The organism is Maribacter sp. MMG018, assembly GCF_018100785.1.
Classification (GTDB): domain Bacteria; phylum Bacteroidota; class Bacteroidia; order Flavobacteriales; family Flavobacteriaceae; genus Maribacter.
This window is the reverse complement of sequence record NZ_JAGJEC010000002.1, coordinates 841,320-858,518: the sequence shown is the minus strand read 5'-3', so window position 1 is coordinate 858,518 and position 17,199 is coordinate 841,320. Positions and strand designations below refer to the sequence as shown.

Below are 17,199 nucleotides of genomic sequence, written 5' to 3'. Positions count from 1 at the left end.
AATATATGGACAAATTACCAAAAATCGCATTACCAGTAATCTTCGCATTAGTTCTCGTCATTATTTTAATTTCAAAATCTGCCGTAACCATAGGTTCGGGAGAAGCGGGAGTGCTATATAAGACTTTTGGTGGAGGAGTCGTAACCGACGAGCCACCATTGGGAGAAGGTTTTCATATTGTTGCACCTTGGAACAAGGTATTCGTATATGAGGTTCGCCAGCAAGAAGTTTACGAAAAAATGAAAGTACTTTCTAGCAATGGTCTAGACATTCAATTAGAGGCTTCTACTTGGTTTCAGCCCAAATATGAAGACCTTGGCAAATTACACAAAGAAAAAAGTGAAATGTACAAAGAACGTATTTTGTTACCTGCCATTCGTAGTGCAGCAAGAAGCGTTGTAGGTAGATATACACCTGAGCAATTGTATTCCAGTAAAAGAGATGCTATTCAGGCAGAGATCTATGAGGAAACAAAAAAGATTGTTGACGGCCAGTACATTCAATTAAATGAAATATTGGTACGTGACGTTACCTTGCCAAATACCATAAAAGAGGCTATAGAAAGAAAGCTAAAGCAAGAACAGGAGTCTTTAGAGTATGAATTTAGACTGGTAACGGCCTCAAAAGAAGCAGAAAAGGTACGTATAGAAGCGCAGGGTAAGGCCGATGCGAACAAAATACTAAGTGCTTCGTTAACAGATAAAATATTGCAGGACAAAGGTATTGACGCTACTCTAGAACTTGCCAAATCGCCCAATGCAAAAGTAGTTGTGGTGGGTAGTGGTGACTCTGGTCTACCATTGATATTAGGAAACAACTAAAACACGCAGTAAAAACTTTTTGTTTCATTTTTAACTTTTGTTTTGTGATATCAAAAATACCTTTTACATTTACCACATAATGAGAAACAGAACTACACATCATCATTTCCATACACACGCTCAGGCGAGGTAGGAATGTATTGTAGTAGTGCAACATATTTAAAAACCCGTTTGAGCAATCAAACGGGTTTTCTTTTTAAACTTCGGTTTGATTGTTTAAGCACAACAAAAAGACAATGACAAAAATTAGGATTGCTATTCAAAAATCAGGAAGGTTAAACGAAGAGTCCCTTCAAATTCTTAAAGACTGCGGAATTTCTATTGATAATGGAAAGGATCAGTTAAAAGCTTCGTCCAGAAATTTTCCGATAGAGGTGTTTTACCTTAGAAATGGGGATATTCCCCAGTATTTAAGAGATGGCGTAGTCGATATTGCCATTATTGGCGAAAATGTATTGATAGAAAAAGGCGAGGATATATCGATAGCCGAAAAACTTGGGTTTTCTAAATGTAAGGTATCATTGGCGGTCCCCAAATCTGTACAATATAATTCGGTAAAAGATTTGGAAGGCAAAAGAATAGCAACTTCTTATCCGAATACAGTTCTTACATATCTGAAAGAAAAAGGGGTAAATGCAGATTTGCATATAATCAACGGTTCTGTAGAGATTGCACCCAATATTGGTTTGGCCGATGCGATTTGTGACATTGTCAGTAGTGGAAGTACACTTTTTAAAAATAATTTAAAAGAAGTGGAAGTAATGCTCACCAGTGAGGCTGTATTGGCCGTATCCCCAAAAATATCTATTGAAAGAAGAGATTTGTTGCAAAAATTACAGTTTAGGATTCAATCTGTACTGAGGGCCAGAAGTTCTAAGTATGTGTTGTTAAACGCTCCTAATGAAAAGTTGGATGGAATCTTAAAATTATTGCCCGGTATGCGTAGCCCTACGGTATTACCTTTGGCCGATGAGGGATGGAGCTCGGTACATACGGTAATAAACAAAGATAAATTCTGGGAGGTCATTGATGAGTTAAAAAGCGCTGGTGCAGAAGGTATTTTAGTGTGCCCGATAGAGAAAATGGTGCTGTAATTGGCTTTATAGGAAAAGAGATGAATAAAATATATAATCCAAATAGAGAGGATTGGAAAGACGTTCTTAAACGTCCCACACAAACTGTGGCCGATATTGAAGAATTGGTAACCGGTATTTTTGAGGAAGTTAAAGCAAATGGGGATAGTATATTACAAAAATATACCGAACAATTTGATAAAGTCACCTTGGAGAACATCTTGGTTTCTAACGATGAAATACAAGAGGCTACAGATTTGGTTTCCAATGAGTTAAAAGTGGCTATTGAATTGGCCAAAAGCAATATTGAAAAGTTTCATAAAGCACAAAAGACAGATCGTGTTGAAGTAGAAACGACCAAAGGGGTTTCTTGCTGGCAAGAAAAACGGCCTATTCAAAAAATAGGGCTGTATATTCCTGGTGGTACGGCACCTTTGTTTTCTACCATTTTAATGTTGGCCATACCAGCCACTATAGCCGGTTGTTCAGAAATTGTACTATGTTCTCCTCCAGATAAAAAAGGGAAATTGAATCCCGCTATTCTATACACGGCAAATTTATGCGGTGTTACCAAAATTGTGAAAGTCGGTGGTATACAGGCCATTGCCGGTATGACATTTGGTACGGAGTCCATTCCAAAAGTTTATAAAATTTTCGGTCCCGGTAATCAGTATGTTACGGTGGCAAAACAACTGTCTACCAAGTACGGGGTGGCCATAGATATGCCAGCCGGACCTTCAGAGTTATTGGTTGTTGCCGATGACACTGCGAATGCGGCTTTTGTGGCTTCTGATCTATTGAGTCAAGCGGAACATGGCATCGATAGTCAAGTTATTTTGGTTTCCACTTCAAAAATTATGATAGATGCCGTAGAAAAAGAGGTGGCGTTACAGTTAGATGATCTACCGCGAAAGGAAATTGCCCAACAGGCCATTGCCAACAGTAAGCTTATATATGTAGAAAATGACCGTACGGCAATAGACTTGATCAATGAATATGGTCCGGAGCATTATATTGTCTGTGTGGCCAATGAAGATTTTTATGTAGAGAACACTCAAAATGCGGGATCTGTTTTTATAGGTAACTATACACCGGAAAGTGCCGGCGACTATGCTTCGGGAACGAACCATACATTGCCGACCAATGGGTATGCAAAGCAATACAGTGGAGTAAACCTAGATAGTTTCATGAAAAGCATGACATTTCAAAAAATCTCCAAAGAAGGTATATCCGCTATTGGGAAAGCAATAGAAACAATGGCGGAAGCTGAAGGTTTACAGGCGCATAAAAATGCGGTAACACTTAGGCTGAAAAGTATAAAATAGAAATGGTTAGATAGCAGTATAGAAGTAATGAGTTTTGACCTAGATAAAATAACAAGAGAGAACGTAAAAGGACTTAGTCCGTATTCGTCGGCAAGAGATGAGTATGTATCTGACGGTTCTACCATGGTTTTTTTGGATGCCAACGAAAACCCGTATGATAATGGGGTTAACCGTTATCCAGATCCCCAGCAAAGAGGCTTAAAATCTATATTGGCGGATCAGAAAGGCGTTAAGGAAGAAAATATTCTTTTGGGCAATGGTAGCGACGAGGTGTTAGACTTGTTGTTTAGGGCTTTCTGTGAACCTAAAGAAGACAATATTATTACTTTACCGCCAACATATGGTATGTACAAGGTGTTGTCCGGTATCAACTTAATAGAAAATAAGGAAGTGCTGTTGGATAATGATTTTCAGCCCAATACTTCCAAAATTTTAGAAAGTACAGACGATCGCACCAAATTACTGTTTTTATGTTCCCCAAATAACCCAACGGGAAACAGTTTTTCGGCATATAGAATCCAACAGCTCTTAGAATCATTTAAAGGGCTAGTAATAATAGACGAAGCTTATATAGATTTTTCATCACAGGATAGTTGGGCTTCAAAATTAACGGAATACCCCAATCTTGTTGTTACACAAACCTTGTCCAAAGCATACGGTATGGCTGGTATACGCTTAGGAATCTGTATGGCCTCCAAAGAAATTATTGCGATCTTAAATAAGATAAAACCACCTTATAACGTAAACGAATTAACGCAGCAAAAGGCTATTTCTAGAGTTGTAGATCAAAAAGGGGTACAGCAAGAAGTTGCCAATATTTTACATGAACGAGAGAAACTGAACAAAGCTTTATCGCAAGTTTCCTTTGTGACCGATATTTTTCCGACAGATGCTAATTTTATACTGGCGAAGGTCGATGATGCCACTAAACGGTACAACCAGTTGTTGGAAAAAGGTATTGTAGTGAGAAATAGGACCACGCAACCTTTATGTAAAAACACCTTGCGGTTTACCGTGGGTACATCCAATGAAAACGAAAAATTAATCAAGGCTTTAAAAGCATTATCATAAAAGCATGAAAAACAAAAAACGTGTATTGTTTATAGACCGGGACGGTACCATAATCAAAGAAACAGTTGATGAGCAAATAGATGCTTTCGAGAAAATGATCTTCTACCCGAAGGCCTTTACATATTTAGGTAAAATAGCTAAGGAGTTGGATTATGAACTTGTTATGATCACTAACCAAGATGGTTTGGGCACCGATGTTTTTCCTGAAGATACCTTTTGGCCGGTACATAATTTTATTCTAAAATCTTTTGAGAACGAAGGCGTAGTGTTCAACAAGGTTTTTCTTGATCGTACTTTTCCTCATGAAAATGCCAACACCAGAAAACCTGGAACAGGATTGTTGACCGAATACTTTTCTGATGACTATGACCTGAAAAATTCATTCGTAATCGGAGACCGTTTAACGGATATGGAGTTGGCCAAAAATCTTGGGTCCAAAGGTATTTTTATAAACGACAACACCAATTTGGGGACCGATGAAATTACGGTAAAGAGAACGGAACTGGTCGATGTTATCGCCTTGGAAAACAATGACTGGGAAAAAATCTATGAGTTTTTAAAACTGAATGATAGAACGGCGGAGTACCATAGAAAAACAAATGAGACGGATATTTTCATAAAACTGAACCTTGATGGTACGGGAAAAAGTGAGATTAATACCGGACTGGCATTTTTTGATCATATGTTGGATCAATTGGCCCGTCATGGTCAAATGGACCTTACAATTAAGGTGAATGGTGATCTAGAAGTAGATGAACATCATACAATAGAAGATACCGGTATTGCCCTAGGAGAAGTGTTCAATAACGCCTTGGGTAATAAACTTGGAATAGAGCGCTATGGTTTCTGTTTGCCCATGGATGACTGTTTGGCACAGGTAGCCATCGATTTTGGAGGGCGAAACTGGCTGGTTTGGGACGCAGAATTTAAAAGAGAAAAAGTAGGGGATATGCCCACCGAGATGTTTCATCATTTTTTTAAATCGTTTACCGATGGTGCCAAAGCAAATTTGAACGTTAAGGCGGAAGGTACTAACGAACATCATAAAATAGAGGCTATTTTCAAAGCTTTTGCAAAAAGTATAAAAATGGCGGTAAAAAGAGATGTGGAAAAAATGGTATTACCAAGTACCAAAGGAATGCTTTAGTGTTATAGAGAAAAGTTCAATGAAAATAGTAATAATAGATTACGGTGCTGGCAATATTCAGAGCATTAAGTTCGCCATAAAACGTTTGGGTTTTGATGCGGAGTTAAGTAATGATATACAAGAGATACAAACTGCGGATAAAGTCATATTCCCAGGGGTAGGCGAGGCCAGCAGCGCCATGAAAAAATTGAGGGACACTGGTCTGGACAAGATTATACCAACGCTAAAACAACCAGTTTTGGGCATTTGCCTTGGTATGCAATTAATGTGTAATTCGTCTGAAGAAGGTGATACAAAAGGACTGGGGATTTTTAATGTGGATGTAATAAAATTTAGTGACCAGGTTAAAGTACCGCAAATAGGTTGGAATCAAATTACGAACCTTAGGTCAGATTTGTTCAAGGGGGTTGCTGAGAACGAACATATCTACCTGGTGCATAGTTTTTACGCGCCATTATGTGCCGAAACAATAGCTGAGTGTTCATACGGACTAAACTATAGCGCGGCACTACAAAAAGATAATTTTTATGGCACGCAATTTCACCCAGAGAAATCTAGTGATGTTGGTGAAAAGATTTTAGAAATTTTTTTAAAAATGTAATGAAGCCAAATTACTTTATATCAAAAGATAAAAGTTTATTAAATGTTGGAGCCATACAGGGGTTTATCGCAAATTCTTATTGGGGAAATAATAGAACTATCGAAGATGTCAAAACAACCATTGAACATTCGTACTGTTTTGGTATATACACCACAGACAATGAACAAATTGGTTTCGCTAGGGTAGTAACCGACTACGTCTACTTTGGATATATTATGGATGTTATTATCCTCGATAAATTTCAAGGTCAGGGTTTCGGTAAAAAAATTGTAACATTTATGTTAGATGACCCTATTATAAGAAATCTGAAAACGATAGCATTAAAAACCAAAGATGCCCACAAACTGTATGAGCGGTACGGATTTAATAAAATAGGAGATTCAGCATTATGGATGTCAATTGATAAGCAAATTTTAGAATAAATGAGAATTATACCAGCCATAGATATCATAGACGGTAAGTGCGTACGCCTTTCAAAAGGGGATTATGATACCAAAAAAATATACAATGAAAACCCTTTAGAAGTAGCCAAGGAATATGAGGCGCATGGTATTCAATATTTACATTTGGTAGATTTAGATGGGGCAAAATCCAAACATATTGTTAACCATAAAATTTTAGAACAAATAGCTTCTCGAACCAACTTGAAAATTGATTTTGGAGGAGGATTAAAAACGGATGAGGATTTAAGAATTGCCTTTGAGAGTGGGGCCGAACAGATTACCGGCGGAAGTATTGCCGTAAAAGACAAAGAAACTTTTATTGGTTGGATAGAAAAACATGGTGCGGACAAAATAATATTGGGGGCCGATGCCTTAGATGAAAAGGTAGCCGTCTCTGGTTGGCAAGAGGAATCAAAAGAAGAATTAATTCCTTTTATCAAGGCTTACCAGGCCAAGGGCATACAATATGTTATTTGTACCGATATTAGTAAAGACGGTATGTTAGAAGGACCTTCCTTTGAGCTGTACCAAAGAATATTGGATCAAACGGAAAACCTAAAATTAATAGCATCCGGAGGTATATCCATTTTTGACGAATTACCAAAGTTGGCAGATCTTGGTTGTGAAGCTACCATCATAGGAAAAGCCATTTATGAAAACAGAATCAGTTTAAAACAGCTGGAGACATATATTTTAAGCCATGGATAAAGAGGCTCAATTAATTGAAGAGTTAGTGAAAAATGCGCTGTATCGAATGGATGAAAGTACGCGTATGATACAGAAAAGTTTGGTGGATGTTTCTGAAGAGGAACTTTGGTTAAAACCGAACGAATCCCTGAATAGTATCGCCAATCTGATATTGCATTTATGTGGAAATATTTCGCAATATATCATATCGTCCTTAGGTGAAAATGAAGATGTCAGACAACGGGATGCGGAATTTTCGGCAACGGGCGGTCTTACTAAAACAGAAGTTTTAGATAAGTTGGTAGAAACGGTAGATACGGCAAAACGCATTATTTTTGATGCTAATACCGATCAACTGTTGAAAGTTAGATCGGTTCAAGGATTTACCTTCTCTGGTGTAGGGGTCATTCTCCATGCAGTAGAACATTATTCATACCATACAGGGCAAATTGCCTTTTGGGTAAAACAGCTGAAAAATAAGGATTTAGGGTTTTATAGTGACATTGACCTGAACATTAAGAATAAGAAAAGCCAATAGATTAACCATACGACGTAATTATTTGACATTAAGTTTTGATGTCTCATTAAATAAGTACAGAACAGTTCGGGTTTTCTATCGATTATAAAAAATTATGTTAGCAAAAAGAATCATTCCCTGTTTAGATATTAAAGACGGGAGAACCGTAAAAGGAGTTAATTTTGTGGATTTACGGGATGCCGGAGACCCAGTGGAGTTAGCAGAAATATATAGTAAAGAAGGGGCCGACGAGTTAGTGTTTTTGGATATTTCGGCTACGGAACAAAAACGGAAAACCTTAGCGGATTTGGTCTACCATGTGGCAGAAAAGGTAAATATTCCTTTTACCGTTGGGGGAGGAATCTCTTCAATAGAGGATGTAGACATATTGCTTAAAAATGGAGCGGATAAGGTGTCTATAAATTCATCGGCCGTTAAAAACCCACAGTTGATCAATGATCTTGTTTCCAAATTTGGTTCGCAATGTATTGTGGTCGCCATAGACGCGAAAATGATTAAAGGGGAATGGATCGTTCACTTGGTAGGGGGTAAAGTTCCTACGGAACGTAAGCTGTTTGAATGGGCCAAAGAAGTTGAGGAAAGGGGGGCAGGAGAAATACTATTTACCTCTATGGATCACGACGGTACCAAAGATGGCTTTGCCAATGAAGCTTTGGCAAAGTTATCCTCTGAATTGAATATTCCCATTATTGCCTCTGGCGGTGCTGGAAAAAAGAAACATTTTACCGACACTTTTATTAAAGGAAAAGCGGATGCTGCTTTAGCGGCAAGTGTATTTCACTTTAAGGAAATAGGAATAAGAGAATTAAAAGAAACATTAAAGGAAAACGGTATTCCGGTCAGGTTGTAAGGCTTGTTTTGATATAGGAATGCCTTCAAAATTCGTGCTAAGAGCACATTAAAAAAATAGTACTATGAATTTTAATACGCCTAATTGGGAGAAAATGAGCGATGGTTTGGTACCTGCAATTATTCAAGATGCACGTACTAAAAATGTATTAATGCTAGGCTATATGAATGCCGAAGCATTAAAGAAGACCCAAGAATCGGGTAAGGTTACCTTCTACAGCCGTTCTAAAAAAAGGTTATGGACCAAAGGAGAAGAGAGCGGTAACTTTTTGAATCTGGTGGATATTAAGAACGACTGTGACAATGATTCGCTCTTAATTATGGTAAATCCTGTGGGTCCTACCTGCCATACGGGAACAGCTACATGTTGGGGACAAGAAAATAGTTCGAATTTTGGTTTTTTCTCAGAATTGGAAGCTACTATAGAACAACGGCGAACATCTGCAGACGGAAGTAAGTCTTACGTAGCGTCATTGTTTAAAAAAGGTATCAATAAAGTGGCCCAGAAAGTTGGGGAAGAGGCTGTAGAAACGGTTATTGAAGCTATGGATGACAATGATGAACTGTTCATCTATGAAAGTGCCGACCTGATGTTTCATTATCTTATGCTTTTACAAGCAAAAGGGTTTACTTTAAAAGATATCGAAACAGAATTGATGAAACGAAAAAAATAAACCTGGTAGTATATTATTACTTAAAGAAAAAGGTTGGCCATATATTAAAATGACCAACCTTATTTTTTTGTCTAAAACAATAGAAAAGGTGTTTGCCTTTCTTATTTTTTAGCGTAATATTTCTGAAGGGTGTAAAAGGCTTTCTTTTTCATGCCTTGCTCAGAGATGAGTCCCTTCCTGTTAAAATCATCTTGAATTCTTTTGAGAGGGCGTCTTGCCGAGCGAAAATCCATTAGAATCCAAGGTGAGAGACCTGCCATAAAATCAATATTTTCCATCATCTCTATGTTCGATTCAAAAAGTGCCTCTTGATATTCTTCTGTCCATATTTCATTTGCTTTACCATGAAGACCGTATAGGGCGCCGCCGCCAACCTCGCTCATTATCATAGGTTTATTGTAGGTACTTGCCCATTTTAGATCTCTACAAGATTCTAGTTCGCCATAATACCAACCACAATAGTTATTTATTCCTATTACATCTACTACATCTGCCAAAGGATCTTTAATTAGATTGCCTTCATCCCCTTTACTCTGGGTATCCAATGCTGCCGTAATTAATCTGGTATCATCAAGTGTACGTGCTTTTTTTTCCAGATTGCCAATAAAGGACAAACGGGCTTCGCTTTCCGGGGTTTCATTGGCCATAGACCACAATATTACCGCAGCCCGGTTTTTATCCCGTGAAATCATTTCTTTCAATTGGTTTTGCGCATTGGCATATGTATCCTCGTTATCAAACTGAATGGTCCAGTAAACGGGAATTTCCGACCAAAGCAAAAAGCCCATTTTTTCAGCTTCTTTTACCATGGCTTCACTGTGTGGATAATGTGCCAACCTAATAAAGTTACTGCCAAGTTCTTTTGCCCATTGCAATAATATTTTACACTCTTCGACCGAAGTGACCCTACCGGTCTTAAAAGGCGCTTCCTCATGTACACTTATACCCTTTAGAAATATAGGTTTGCCATTCAATAGAATTTTTGAGCCATCGGTAGTAATGGTTCTGAACCCAATATGGTCCACGACCTTATCCGAATCGGTTTCAATAATAACCTCATATAGTTTTGGATTGAAAGTATCCCATAAAGTTGGTTTTGCTTTAAACGAGAAAGAAGCTTTCCCGTTTTTAAGCTTGGATGTCAACGATTTTTTTAATTCAGGTATCTGTAATTTAACTTCATCACCATCATTTCCATTTTCAACGGTCACCCACCCTTCCAAAACATTGGATTTGTCTTTTTCTAATTGAAGATAATAGTCGGCGATATGTGTTTTTGGTACATTGATCAAGTGTACCGAACGTGTAATTCCTCCATAATTCCACCAATCTTGGTTAATTGTGGGTACATTTTCCTTTTTACGTTTGTTGTCGACTTTAACAACAACAAAATTGTTCCCATCTTTTAATTTATCGGTCACATTAAATTGAAAAGGGGTATAACCACCTACGTGCGAGCCAATTTTTTCGCCATTTAAATATACGATTGCCTCATAGTTAACAGCTTCAAAATATAAAAAAGCCAGTTCGTTCTGATTTTTAGAATAGTTGAAATCTTTTTTATACCAGACCGTACCTTCATAATAATAAAGCTTATCCATTTGGGTGTTCCAATCGCCGGGCACGTTTAATTGAGCACTGGTATCAAAATTATACTCGATAAGATCAGAGGGCGTTTTCATTTTTGCATTGTTAAAATAACCTCCGTCGTATTCTTGAAGCCTATGATTATAGAATCCATTTTCTAATGGATCTACTATAATGTCCCATTTGCCGTTCAAAGAAATTTTTTGTCTAGAGTCTATGTTTTGCAATAGGTCGGCATAGCCATCTTCTTGCGCATTCAACATCGCTCCAAATAATAAGAAAAATGTGGCTAATAAGATTTTTGTTATTTTCATTTAAGTTGAGTTGTTTATGAATTAAAAGTGGAATTTACCTATTTAATCTAAAACAAAAAGGGCATTGGATTATCTTAACACAGAAAGTTTTTGTCCGGTTTTTATGATGGTTTTATGTATTCTTGGTAATCAGTAAGATGACAAAATTATGTTCGCATAATATTACCACCATACTATGAAAAACTTTTCGAATGTATTGTTGTTTTTTTTCATCCAGATCAAAGGTGCATTTTGTTTTATCAAACAAAGGTTTATTTCTGGTAAGATTTTATTGAAAGATAACCACTGTACATTGTCATTAGGTTCAACGACCCATTGGCTCTTAAAGGGAAGGTAGAATTCATAACGATCATAAGTTTCTGGTCGAAAATCGTTTGGCCGTAACCAATAACCTACAATGCAATTGGGGTCAAAAGGATACAGGTCAATACTTTTACAATTAAAAGGCAAAAATAATTGGGCCTTAAAACAGGCTTGATGGGAAACAATCGAAGGATCTATGCCTATTTTTTTTAGACTGGCAGTACCAGCTTTTGTATGAAGAAGGGGAAATTGATTGTCTTTTATCTTTTTCATTTTAGAAAAAAAACTATCTCTTTTATTGGGGCCTATTAGTTGGTGTATGGGATCGGAAACTTCGATGGTTACAACATAAAATTTATAGGTAAGTTCTATATGTAACAATTGTTGGTCATCAATTTTTTTTAAGATAAAATCTATTTCGCCGATAGTATGTTTCTCTTGCCTTATGGGTATGTTATGGGCCAACACCTCATAAGCCGGGCAATAATCCAGTAATTGTTTAAATATAAATTCCATTTGGTGTCCCAGTCTTATTTTTTGAGGGATTGCGACGGCATTATAAAAGCTAAGGTCTATATAAGGGAATTCGAATTGTTGAATTCCAAATTCGGATTTAGACCACAAAGGGGGAGTGTTTACAAAGCCTTTGATTTGGTTTGATAAATACATTGATTCTTTAATTATAAAAGGCCGGCATGTTTTGTCACTTACAGCTTAAATACCTTACAACGTCCAATATATTATATGTTTATGGCAAATGAAAGGGAGTCATGGCCAACAACGTTAACATTTCTTAAATACAGAGGGCATCCAACCTAAATGTGTTAATTTTATAATATGGCTATGAATGTAAGAAAAGGATACCGCTTTCAGACCTATGAGGCACCTGAACAATCGATTTTTGATAAACTGTTCGAAATTTTCCAGGAATTGATTACCCATACTTCGGGTGATTTTGACGAGGCTATTGATTGGTTAAGGGAATTGGACAAGGAATATGAGCTTACTACAGAAGACTACACCATCGATGATTTTATAGAAGAGCTAAAGGCAAAGGGATACATTAGAGAGGAATTTGAGGATGGTGTAGGTGGAGAAGGGGACGAAGGTGAAGAAAATGGAGGAAAAGGAAATATTTCCATTACGGCCAAAATGGAGCGCCTGATCAGACAAAGGGCTTTGGATCAGATTTTCGGAAAGATAAAAAGAAGTGGTTCTGGCAACCATAAAACAGGTAAATCCGGTCAGGGAGACGAGCATACAGGTGATTTTCGCGAATACCGTTATGGAGATGGCCTAGAGCATATTTCAATGACAGAAAGTCTAAAAAACGCACAGATAAATCACGGTATAGGTAGTTTTCAGCTGAACGAAGAAGATTTGGTCGTAGAAGACACACAACATAAGGCCCAGATGAGTACTGTATTAATGATAGATATTAGCCACAGTATGATCTTGTATGGAGAAGACCGTATTACACCGGCCAAAAAAGTGGCAATGGCCTTGGCGGAGCTAATAACAACCCGTTACCCAAAAGACACCCTTGACATTCTTGTTTTTGGCAACGATGCCTGGCCCATTCCTATAAAAGACCTTCCGTATTTAAAAGTAGGGCCATACCATACCAATACTGTGGCCGGACTACAATTGGCCATGGATATATTGCGACGAAAGCGTAATACCAACAAACAAATATTTATGATAACGGACGGAAAGCCCAGTTGCCTGCGACTTCCTGATGGCACCTATTATAAAAATAGTGTGGGACTCGATGATTATATTGTAGAGAAGTGTTACAATATGGCAAGACAGGCCAGAAAATTACATATTCCCATTACCACTTTTATGATCGCCCAAGACCCGTATTTAATGCAGTTTATCCGTCATTTTACAGAAGCCAATAAAGGCAAGGCCTTCTTTACCGGGTTAAAAGGTTTGGGAGAAATGATTTTTGAGGATTACGAGACCAACAGGCGAAAAAGATTGAAATAAGAAAAGAGCATATTATATATGAAAATAGACTATAAAAAAATAAATACCCTTGGTGAGCTAAAAGCACTCGGATATAAAACCAAGAGCATTAAAGACGAACTCCGTGACAACCTTATAAAAAAAATAAAAAATGGAGAAGAAACATTTACAGGGGTTTGGGGTTATGAAGATTCTGTAATTCCTGAATTGGAAAGGGCCATATTATCTCGCCATAATATTAACCTATTGGGGTTGCGCGGACAGGCAAAAACACGTTTGGCCCACCTAATGGTGAATCTTTTAGATGAAAATATTCCCGTAGTGGAAGGTTCAGAAATTAATGATGACCCATTAAAACCAATGTCTAGGTTCGCCATGGAACTTATAAAACAAAAAGGGGACGAGACCCCAATTTCATGGTTGCACAGAGATGAACGTTTTGCAGAAAAGCTTGCTACACCCGATGTTACCGTGGCAGATTTAATTGGCGATGTAGATCCTATAAAGGCGGCCAACCTTAAATTGTCCTATGCAGATGACAGGGTTATTCATTTTGGAATGATCCCAAGAGCCAATCGTTGTATTTTTGTTATCAACGAGTTGCCCGATCTTCAGGCACGTATTCAAGTTTCATTGTTTAATATTTTAGAGGAAGGAGATATACAGATACGGGGGTTTAAACTTCGATTACCCCTCGATATTCAATTTGTCTTTACTGCGAACCCTGAAGACTACACCAATAGGGGAAGCATTGTTACCCCTTTAAAGGATAGGATAGGCTCTCAAATTCTTACCCATTATCCGGACGATATTGAAACAGCTAGAAAAATTACTGAACAAGAAGCTGATTTGGACGAACGTCAAACCAACTCGGTCTATGTTCCGGATATTGCAAAAGACTTGTTGGAACAGGTTATTTTTGAAGCTCGTAACAGCGAATATGTGGATGCCAAAAGTGGTGTAAGTGCCCGTACGAGTATTACCGCTTTTGAAAATTTGTTGAGTACGGCAGAAAGAAGGGCTTTACTGACCGATGCCGATAACACCGTAGTACGCCTAAGCGATTTTATAGGTATTATACCTGCCATTACAGGAAAAATAGAATTGGTGTATGAAGGGGAACAAGAAGGTGCGGACGGTGTCGCCGAAATATTGATAGACGATGCCGTAAAATCACTGTTTCCACAGTACTTTCCGAAAATTAATAAATTGGAACGTAAAGATGAGGAAACCGTGTACGATGAGCTATTGCATTGGTTTTTTCAAGGAGAAGGTTTTGAACTTTTAGATGATTTTACAGATGAGGAATATAAACGTGCCCTTGATAGTATTCCGGCATTAAATCAACTTGTGAAGGAACATCAACCCGAGTATCCAAAAAAAGACCTTTATTTCTTAAAGGAACTGTTGTTATGGGGATTGGTATCGTATAAAAAATTGAACAAACAACGTTTTTCAGAAGGATACCATTTTAAAGACCTATATAGTAGTTTTTTAAATGATATCTAAATACAAAACCTCCCTTTTATAGGGAGGTTTCTTTTTTGCTCTTAACGGTATACTATTTTTTATACTTGATATGCGGGTAATTGAAATATAAAAGAGCTTCCCTCTTTAGGTTTGCTCAATACAGTAATTGTTGTATCGTGTAATTCCATTATTTTCTTCACAATGGCCAACCCAAGACCATGACCTTGTTTTTTTGAATTTGTGGCCACCTGCTTATAACGATCAAAAATAAAAGGTTGGTCGTTAATAGGAATACCTGTACCCGTATCTCGTATACTGATTTCTACCTTATTGCCCTTAGGGCATAATGAAAGTATCACTCGACCACCCGATGGCGTATACTTTATGGCATTTTCCAAAAGGTTCTGTAATGCTCTCTCAACAAGACCAACATCGGCAAAGACCATAGCATTTTTCTGGTCATTGTTCAATTGAAGGTCAATTTGTTTCTTTTCTGCCAAAACCTTGAATTTTGCAATAAGATCATGTGATAGTTCGGTGATGGAAAATGGTTCTTTAATGGGAGTGGTCTGTTCTGCTTCCAACTTGGAGTATTCGAACAATTGATTAATCAATTTTGAAAGTTTATCTACATTATCATAGGTAATTTGAAGATATTCCTGCTTTTGCTCTTCCGTTAAGGAATCCTTCTTCATTTGCATGGTTTCAATATACCCTTTTAAAACGGCCAAGGGTGTTCTAAGGTCATGGGATACATTGGCGATAAGCTCTCGCCGCAATAAATCGACCGATTTCATCTTATCCATATTCTTTACAATAGAGTCGGCCATTTCATTGAAAGCGTTTGCAAAAACCTCTATATCGCTCCCTTTGGGGTTTTCAATTCTAGCGTCAAGGTCACCCTCCTGAAATTTTTTGACCGTCCCTGTCATCAATCTCAGGTTTTTAGTGAGAAACCATATACTTAAAAAACCTATAAGTCCGGCAAATAGGATAGCAAGTAAAAAACCACCAATACCTATGTTCGAATAGTAACTACCCAGTAGCGTATCACTGACCAATTGTAGTTCTTGACCTGTCAAGATGATATAAACAAAACCTTCTTTTCCGTTTACATTATAAGGTGCCGCCGAAAATATCTTTTGTTCCTCTGGGTTTCTAGGGTTATCCCCAAGAATATACTCTTGCCCATGAGAGGCTATAAAAGACTTTATAGGATCTAGGGATACTTGTTTGGTTTTAGAACCATCCCCATGGTCCAATACCACCGAGTACAGAATGTCTCCTTGTTTATCCAACAAATAAACCTCTATACTTCGGTTTACTGCCATCATATCATGCATTAAATCTCCGAACAATGCTTTGTTTACACTGCCATCTTCCAAAAAAGGAGAGGCGTTCTGAAATTTCTCCTCGATAAGGTGTTCGGCTAAACTCGCGTTTATCTTTTGAATGGTAGCTTCGCTATGCCTGTTACTAAAATAACCGGTTATAAAAATATACGAAGCACCAATTATTGCAATTAATACAATAAAGGCAAACCATAATTTCTTGACCAGTCTAGGTGTTAAAGTTTTATCGGTGCTCATTCTAAGATTTCTTCGTTAAATTTATAGCCCACACCCCAAGTGGTTAGAATAAAGGTAGGATTTGCCATATCGGATTCAATTTTGGCCCTTAATCGATTTATATGCGAATTAACGGTATGCTCGTAACCTTCGAAATTATAGCCCCAAATCATATTTAATAACTCTGAACGTGTATAATTACGTCCTGGGTTGGAAGCCATTAATATCAATAGCTCAAACTCCTTTGGGCTAAGCTCTATTTTTTGTCCGTTTAGATTGACCTTTCGCTTATCAATATCTATTTGTAAGCCTTCTGCAATTATGCTAGAAGTATCTTTCTCCTTAATTTCCTTTATGTCCGCTCTTCGTAATACGGCCTTGATCCTGGCAAGTAGTTCACGAATACTGAAAGGTTTGGTAATATAATCATCAGCACCAATTTCCAATCCAAGAACCCGATCTATCTCTTCAGATTTTGCCGTTAACATAATTATGGGCGTATTTTTAACGGCCCTAAGTTTTTTACATATTTCAACACCGTCCATGGTGGGCAGGGTCAAATCCAAGAGAATCATATCATAGTCGTTCTCAAGTGCCATTTGTAGTCCTATTTCCCCATCCATTGCTTTGGATGTTTTATAAATTAAATCTGTTAGATGAATCTCCAATAATTTAATTATCTCGGGGTCATCTTCTATTATCAAGATATTTTTCATAATCGTATCTACGAATAAAATCAAAAGTTATCACATAAATA

17 protein-coding genes are annotated in these 17,199 nt (G+C 37.5%); 13 read left to right on the top strand and 4 right to left on the bottom strand.

The annotated features are described in order from the left end of the window. Window positions 1-5 precede the first annotated feature (5 nt). From J8L85_RS12100 to hisIE, 11 genes are all read left to right on the top strand, one after another. Window positions 6-821 (top strand): prohibitin family protein, encoded by an 816-nt coding sequence (locus J8L85_RS12100; protein WP_211017571.1) that lies wholly within the window; start codon window positions 6-8, stop codon window positions 819-821. Window positions 822-1,057: 236 nt separating this feature from the next. After that, window positions 1,058-1,915 carry an ATP phosphoribosyltransferase gene (gene hisG / locus J8L85_RS12095; RefSeq protein ID WP_211017570.1) on the top strand — a complete coding sequence of 286 codons (858 nt, stop codon included), beginning with the start codon at window positions 1,058-1,060 and terminating at the stop codon, window positions 1,913-1,915. Between the two features lie 20 nt (window positions 1,916-1,935). Then, on the top strand, window positions 1,936-3,219 hold the full coding sequence (gene hisD / locus J8L85_RS12090; RefSeq protein WP_211017569.1) for a histidinol dehydrogenase: 1,284 nt from the start codon (window positions 1,936-1,938) through the stop codon (window positions 3,217-3,219). A gap of 27 nt (window positions 3,220-3,246) precedes the next feature. Continuing rightward, window positions 3,247-4,290, top strand: coding sequence for a histidinol-phosphate transaminase (gene hisC, locus J8L85_RS12085; RefSeq protein ID WP_211017568.1), 1,044 nt, complete (start codon window positions 3,247-3,249; stop codon window positions 4,288-4,290). 4 nt (window positions 4,291-4,294) lie between these two features. Continuing rightward, complete coding sequence (hisB, locus tag J8L85_RS12080; RefSeq protein WP_211017567.1) at window positions 4,295-5,437, top strand: bifunctional histidinol-phosphatase/imidazoleglycerol-phosphate dehydratase HisB; 1,143 nt, start codon at window positions 4,295-4,297, stop codon at window positions 5,435-5,437. A gap of 19 nt (window positions 5,438-5,456) precedes the next feature. Continuing rightward, a complete protein-coding gene (gene hisH / locus J8L85_RS12075) occupies window positions 5,457-6,038 on the top strand; it encodes an imidazole glycerol phosphate synthase subunit HisH (RefSeq protein ID WP_211017565.1) in 582 nt (193 codons plus the stop codon). After that, the gene (locus tag J8L85_RS12070; RefSeq protein WP_211017563.1) at window positions 6,038-6,460 is read left to right on the top strand and encodes a GNAT family N-acetyltransferase; all 423 of its coding nucleotides are present in this window, start codon (window positions 6,038-6,040) and stop codon (window positions 6,458-6,460) included. The genes hisH and J8L85_RS12070 overlap by 1 nt, the downstream gene beginning before the upstream one ends. Then, complete coding sequence (gene hisA, locus J8L85_RS12065; protein WP_211017561.1) at window positions 6,461-7,189, top strand: 1-(5-phosphoribosyl)-5-[(5-phosphoribosylamino)methylideneamino]imidazole-4-carboxamide isomerase; 729 nt, start codon at window positions 6,461-6,463, stop codon at window positions 7,187-7,189. Further along, window positions 7,182-7,706, top strand: coding sequence for a DinB family protein (locus J8L85_RS12060; protein ID WP_211017559.1), 525 nt, complete (start codon window positions 7,182-7,184; stop codon window positions 7,704-7,706). The genes hisA and J8L85_RS12060 overlap by 8 nt, the downstream gene beginning before the upstream one ends. Window positions 7,707-7,800: 94 nt before the next feature. Next, window positions 7,801-8,556: an imidazole glycerol phosphate synthase subunit HisF gene (hisF, locus tag J8L85_RS12055; RefSeq protein WP_211017557.1), complete on the top strand. Its 756-nt coding sequence runs from the start codon at window positions 7,801-7,803 to the stop codon at window positions 8,554-8,556. A 64-nt stretch (window positions 8,557-8,620) separates the two neighbouring features. After that, window positions 8,621-9,229 (top strand): bifunctional phosphoribosyl-AMP cyclohydrolase/phosphoribosyl-ATP diphosphatase HisIE, encoded by a 609-nt coding sequence (gene hisIE / locus J8L85_RS12050; RefSeq protein ID WP_211017556.1) that lies wholly within the window; start codon window positions 8,621-8,623, stop codon window positions 9,227-9,229. Between the two features lie 101 nt (window positions 9,230-9,330). Here hisIE and J8L85_RS12045 read toward each other — a convergent pair whose 3' ends face one another. After that, on the bottom strand, window positions 9,331-11,130 hold the full coding sequence (locus J8L85_RS12045) for a glycoside hydrolase family 2 TIM barrel-domain containing protein (protein ID WP_211017555.1): 1,800 nt from the start codon (window positions 11,128-11,130) through the stop codon (window positions 9,331-9,333). 162 nt (window positions 11,131-11,292) lie between these two features. Continuing rightward, window positions 11,293-12,102, bottom strand: a complete 810-nt coding sequence (locus J8L85_RS12040) for a DUF1853 family protein (protein ID WP_247656647.1) — start codon at window positions 12,100-12,102, stop codon at window positions 11,293-11,295. Window positions 12,103-12,270: 168 nt separating this feature from the next. Between J8L85_RS12040 and J8L85_RS12035 the strand changes: the two genes are divergently transcribed. Together J8L85_RS12035 and J8L85_RS12030 are read left to right on the top strand one after the other, a co-directional pair. Then, window positions 12,271-13,425 carry a VWA domain-containing protein gene (locus J8L85_RS12035; protein WP_211017553.1) on the top strand — a complete coding sequence of 385 codons (1,155 nt, stop codon included), beginning with the start codon at window positions 12,271-12,273 and terminating at the stop codon, window positions 13,423-13,425. A gap of 18 nt (window positions 13,426-13,443) precedes the next feature. Continuing rightward, window positions 13,444-14,913 (top strand): magnesium chelatase, encoded by a 1,470-nt coding sequence (locus J8L85_RS12030; protein WP_211017552.1) that lies wholly within the window; start codon window positions 13,444-13,446, stop codon window positions 14,911-14,913. Window positions 14,914-14,972: 59 nt separating this feature from the next. Here J8L85_RS12030 and J8L85_RS12025 read toward each other — a convergent pair whose 3' ends face one another. Then, window positions 14,973-16,463 (bottom strand): HAMP domain-containing sensor histidine kinase, encoded by a 1,491-nt coding sequence (locus J8L85_RS12025; protein WP_211017551.1) that lies wholly within the window; start codon window positions 16,461-16,463, stop codon window positions 14,973-14,975. Next, window positions 16,460-17,158 (bottom strand): response regulator transcription factor, encoded by a 699-nt coding sequence (locus tag J8L85_RS12020; protein WP_211017549.1) that lies wholly within the window; start codon window positions 17,156-17,158, stop codon window positions 16,460-16,462. Before J8L85_RS12020 ends, J8L85_RS12025 begins: the two co-directional genes overlap by 4 nt. Between the last annotated feature and the right edge of the window lie 41 nt (window positions 17,159-17,199).

Bases quoted from the DNA above. Each gene is read 5' to 3' on its own strand.
- J8L85_RS12035 (WP_211017553.1), top strand. From the start codon at position 12,271: ATGGCTATGAATGTAAGAAAAGGATACCGCTTTCAGACCTATGAGGCA.
- hisF (WP_211017557.1), top strand. From the start codon at position 7,801: ATGTTAGCAAAAAGAATCATTCCCTGTTTAGATATTAAAGACGGGAGA.
- hisD (WP_211017569.1), top strand. From the start codon at position 1,936: ATGAATAAAATATATAATCCAAATAGAGAGGATTGGAAAGACGTTCTT.
- J8L85_RS12030 (WP_211017552.1), top strand. From the start codon at position 13,444: ATGAAAATAGACTATAAAAAAATAAATACCCTTGGTGAGCTAAAAGCA.
- hisIE (WP_211017556.1), top strand. From the start codon at position 8,621: ATGAATTTTAATACGCCTAATTGGGAGAAAATGAGCGATGGTTTGGTA.
- J8L85_RS12020 (WP_211017549.1), bottom strand. From the start codon at position 17,158: ATGAAAAATATCTTGATAATAGAAGATGACCCCGAGATAATTAAATTA.
- J8L85_RS12070 (WP_211017563.1), top strand. From the start codon at position 6,038: ATGAAGCCAAATTACTTTATATCAAAAGATAAAAGTTTATTAAATGTT.
- J8L85_RS12060 (WP_211017559.1), top strand. From the start codon at position 7,182: ATGGATAAAGAGGCTCAATTAATTGAAGAGTTAGTGAAAAATGCGCTG.
- J8L85_RS12025 (WP_211017551.1), bottom strand. From the start codon at position 16,463: ATGAGCACCGATAAAACTTTAACACCTAGACTGGTCAAGAAATTATGG.
- hisG (WP_211017570.1), top strand. From the start codon at position 1,058: ATGACAAAAATTAGGATTGCTATTCAAAAATCAGGAAGGTTAAACGAA.
- hisA (WP_211017561.1), top strand. From the start codon at position 6,461: ATGAGAATTATACCAGCCATAGATATCATAGACGGTAAGTGCGTACGC.
- J8L85_RS12045 (WP_211017555.1), bottom strand. From the start codon at position 11,130: ATGAAAATAACAAAAATCTTATTAGCCACATTTTTCTTATTATTTGGA.
- hisB (WP_211017567.1), top strand. From the start codon at position 4,295: ATGAAAAACAAAAAACGTGTATTGTTTATAGACCGGGACGGTACCATA.
- hisH (WP_211017565.1), top strand. From the start codon at position 5,457: ATGAAAATAGTAATAATAGATTACGGTGCTGGCAATATTCAGAGCATT.
- J8L85_RS12100 (WP_211017571.1), top strand. From the start codon at position 6: ATGGACAAATTACCAAAAATCGCATTACCAGTAATCTTCGCATTAGTT.
- hisC (WP_211017568.1), top strand. From the start codon at position 3,247: ATGAGTTTTGACCTAGATAAAATAACAAGAGAGAACGTAAAAGGACTT.
- J8L85_RS12040 (WP_247656647.1), bottom strand. From the start codon at position 12,102: ATGTATTTATCAAACCAAATCAAAGGCTTTGTAAACACTCCCCCTTTG.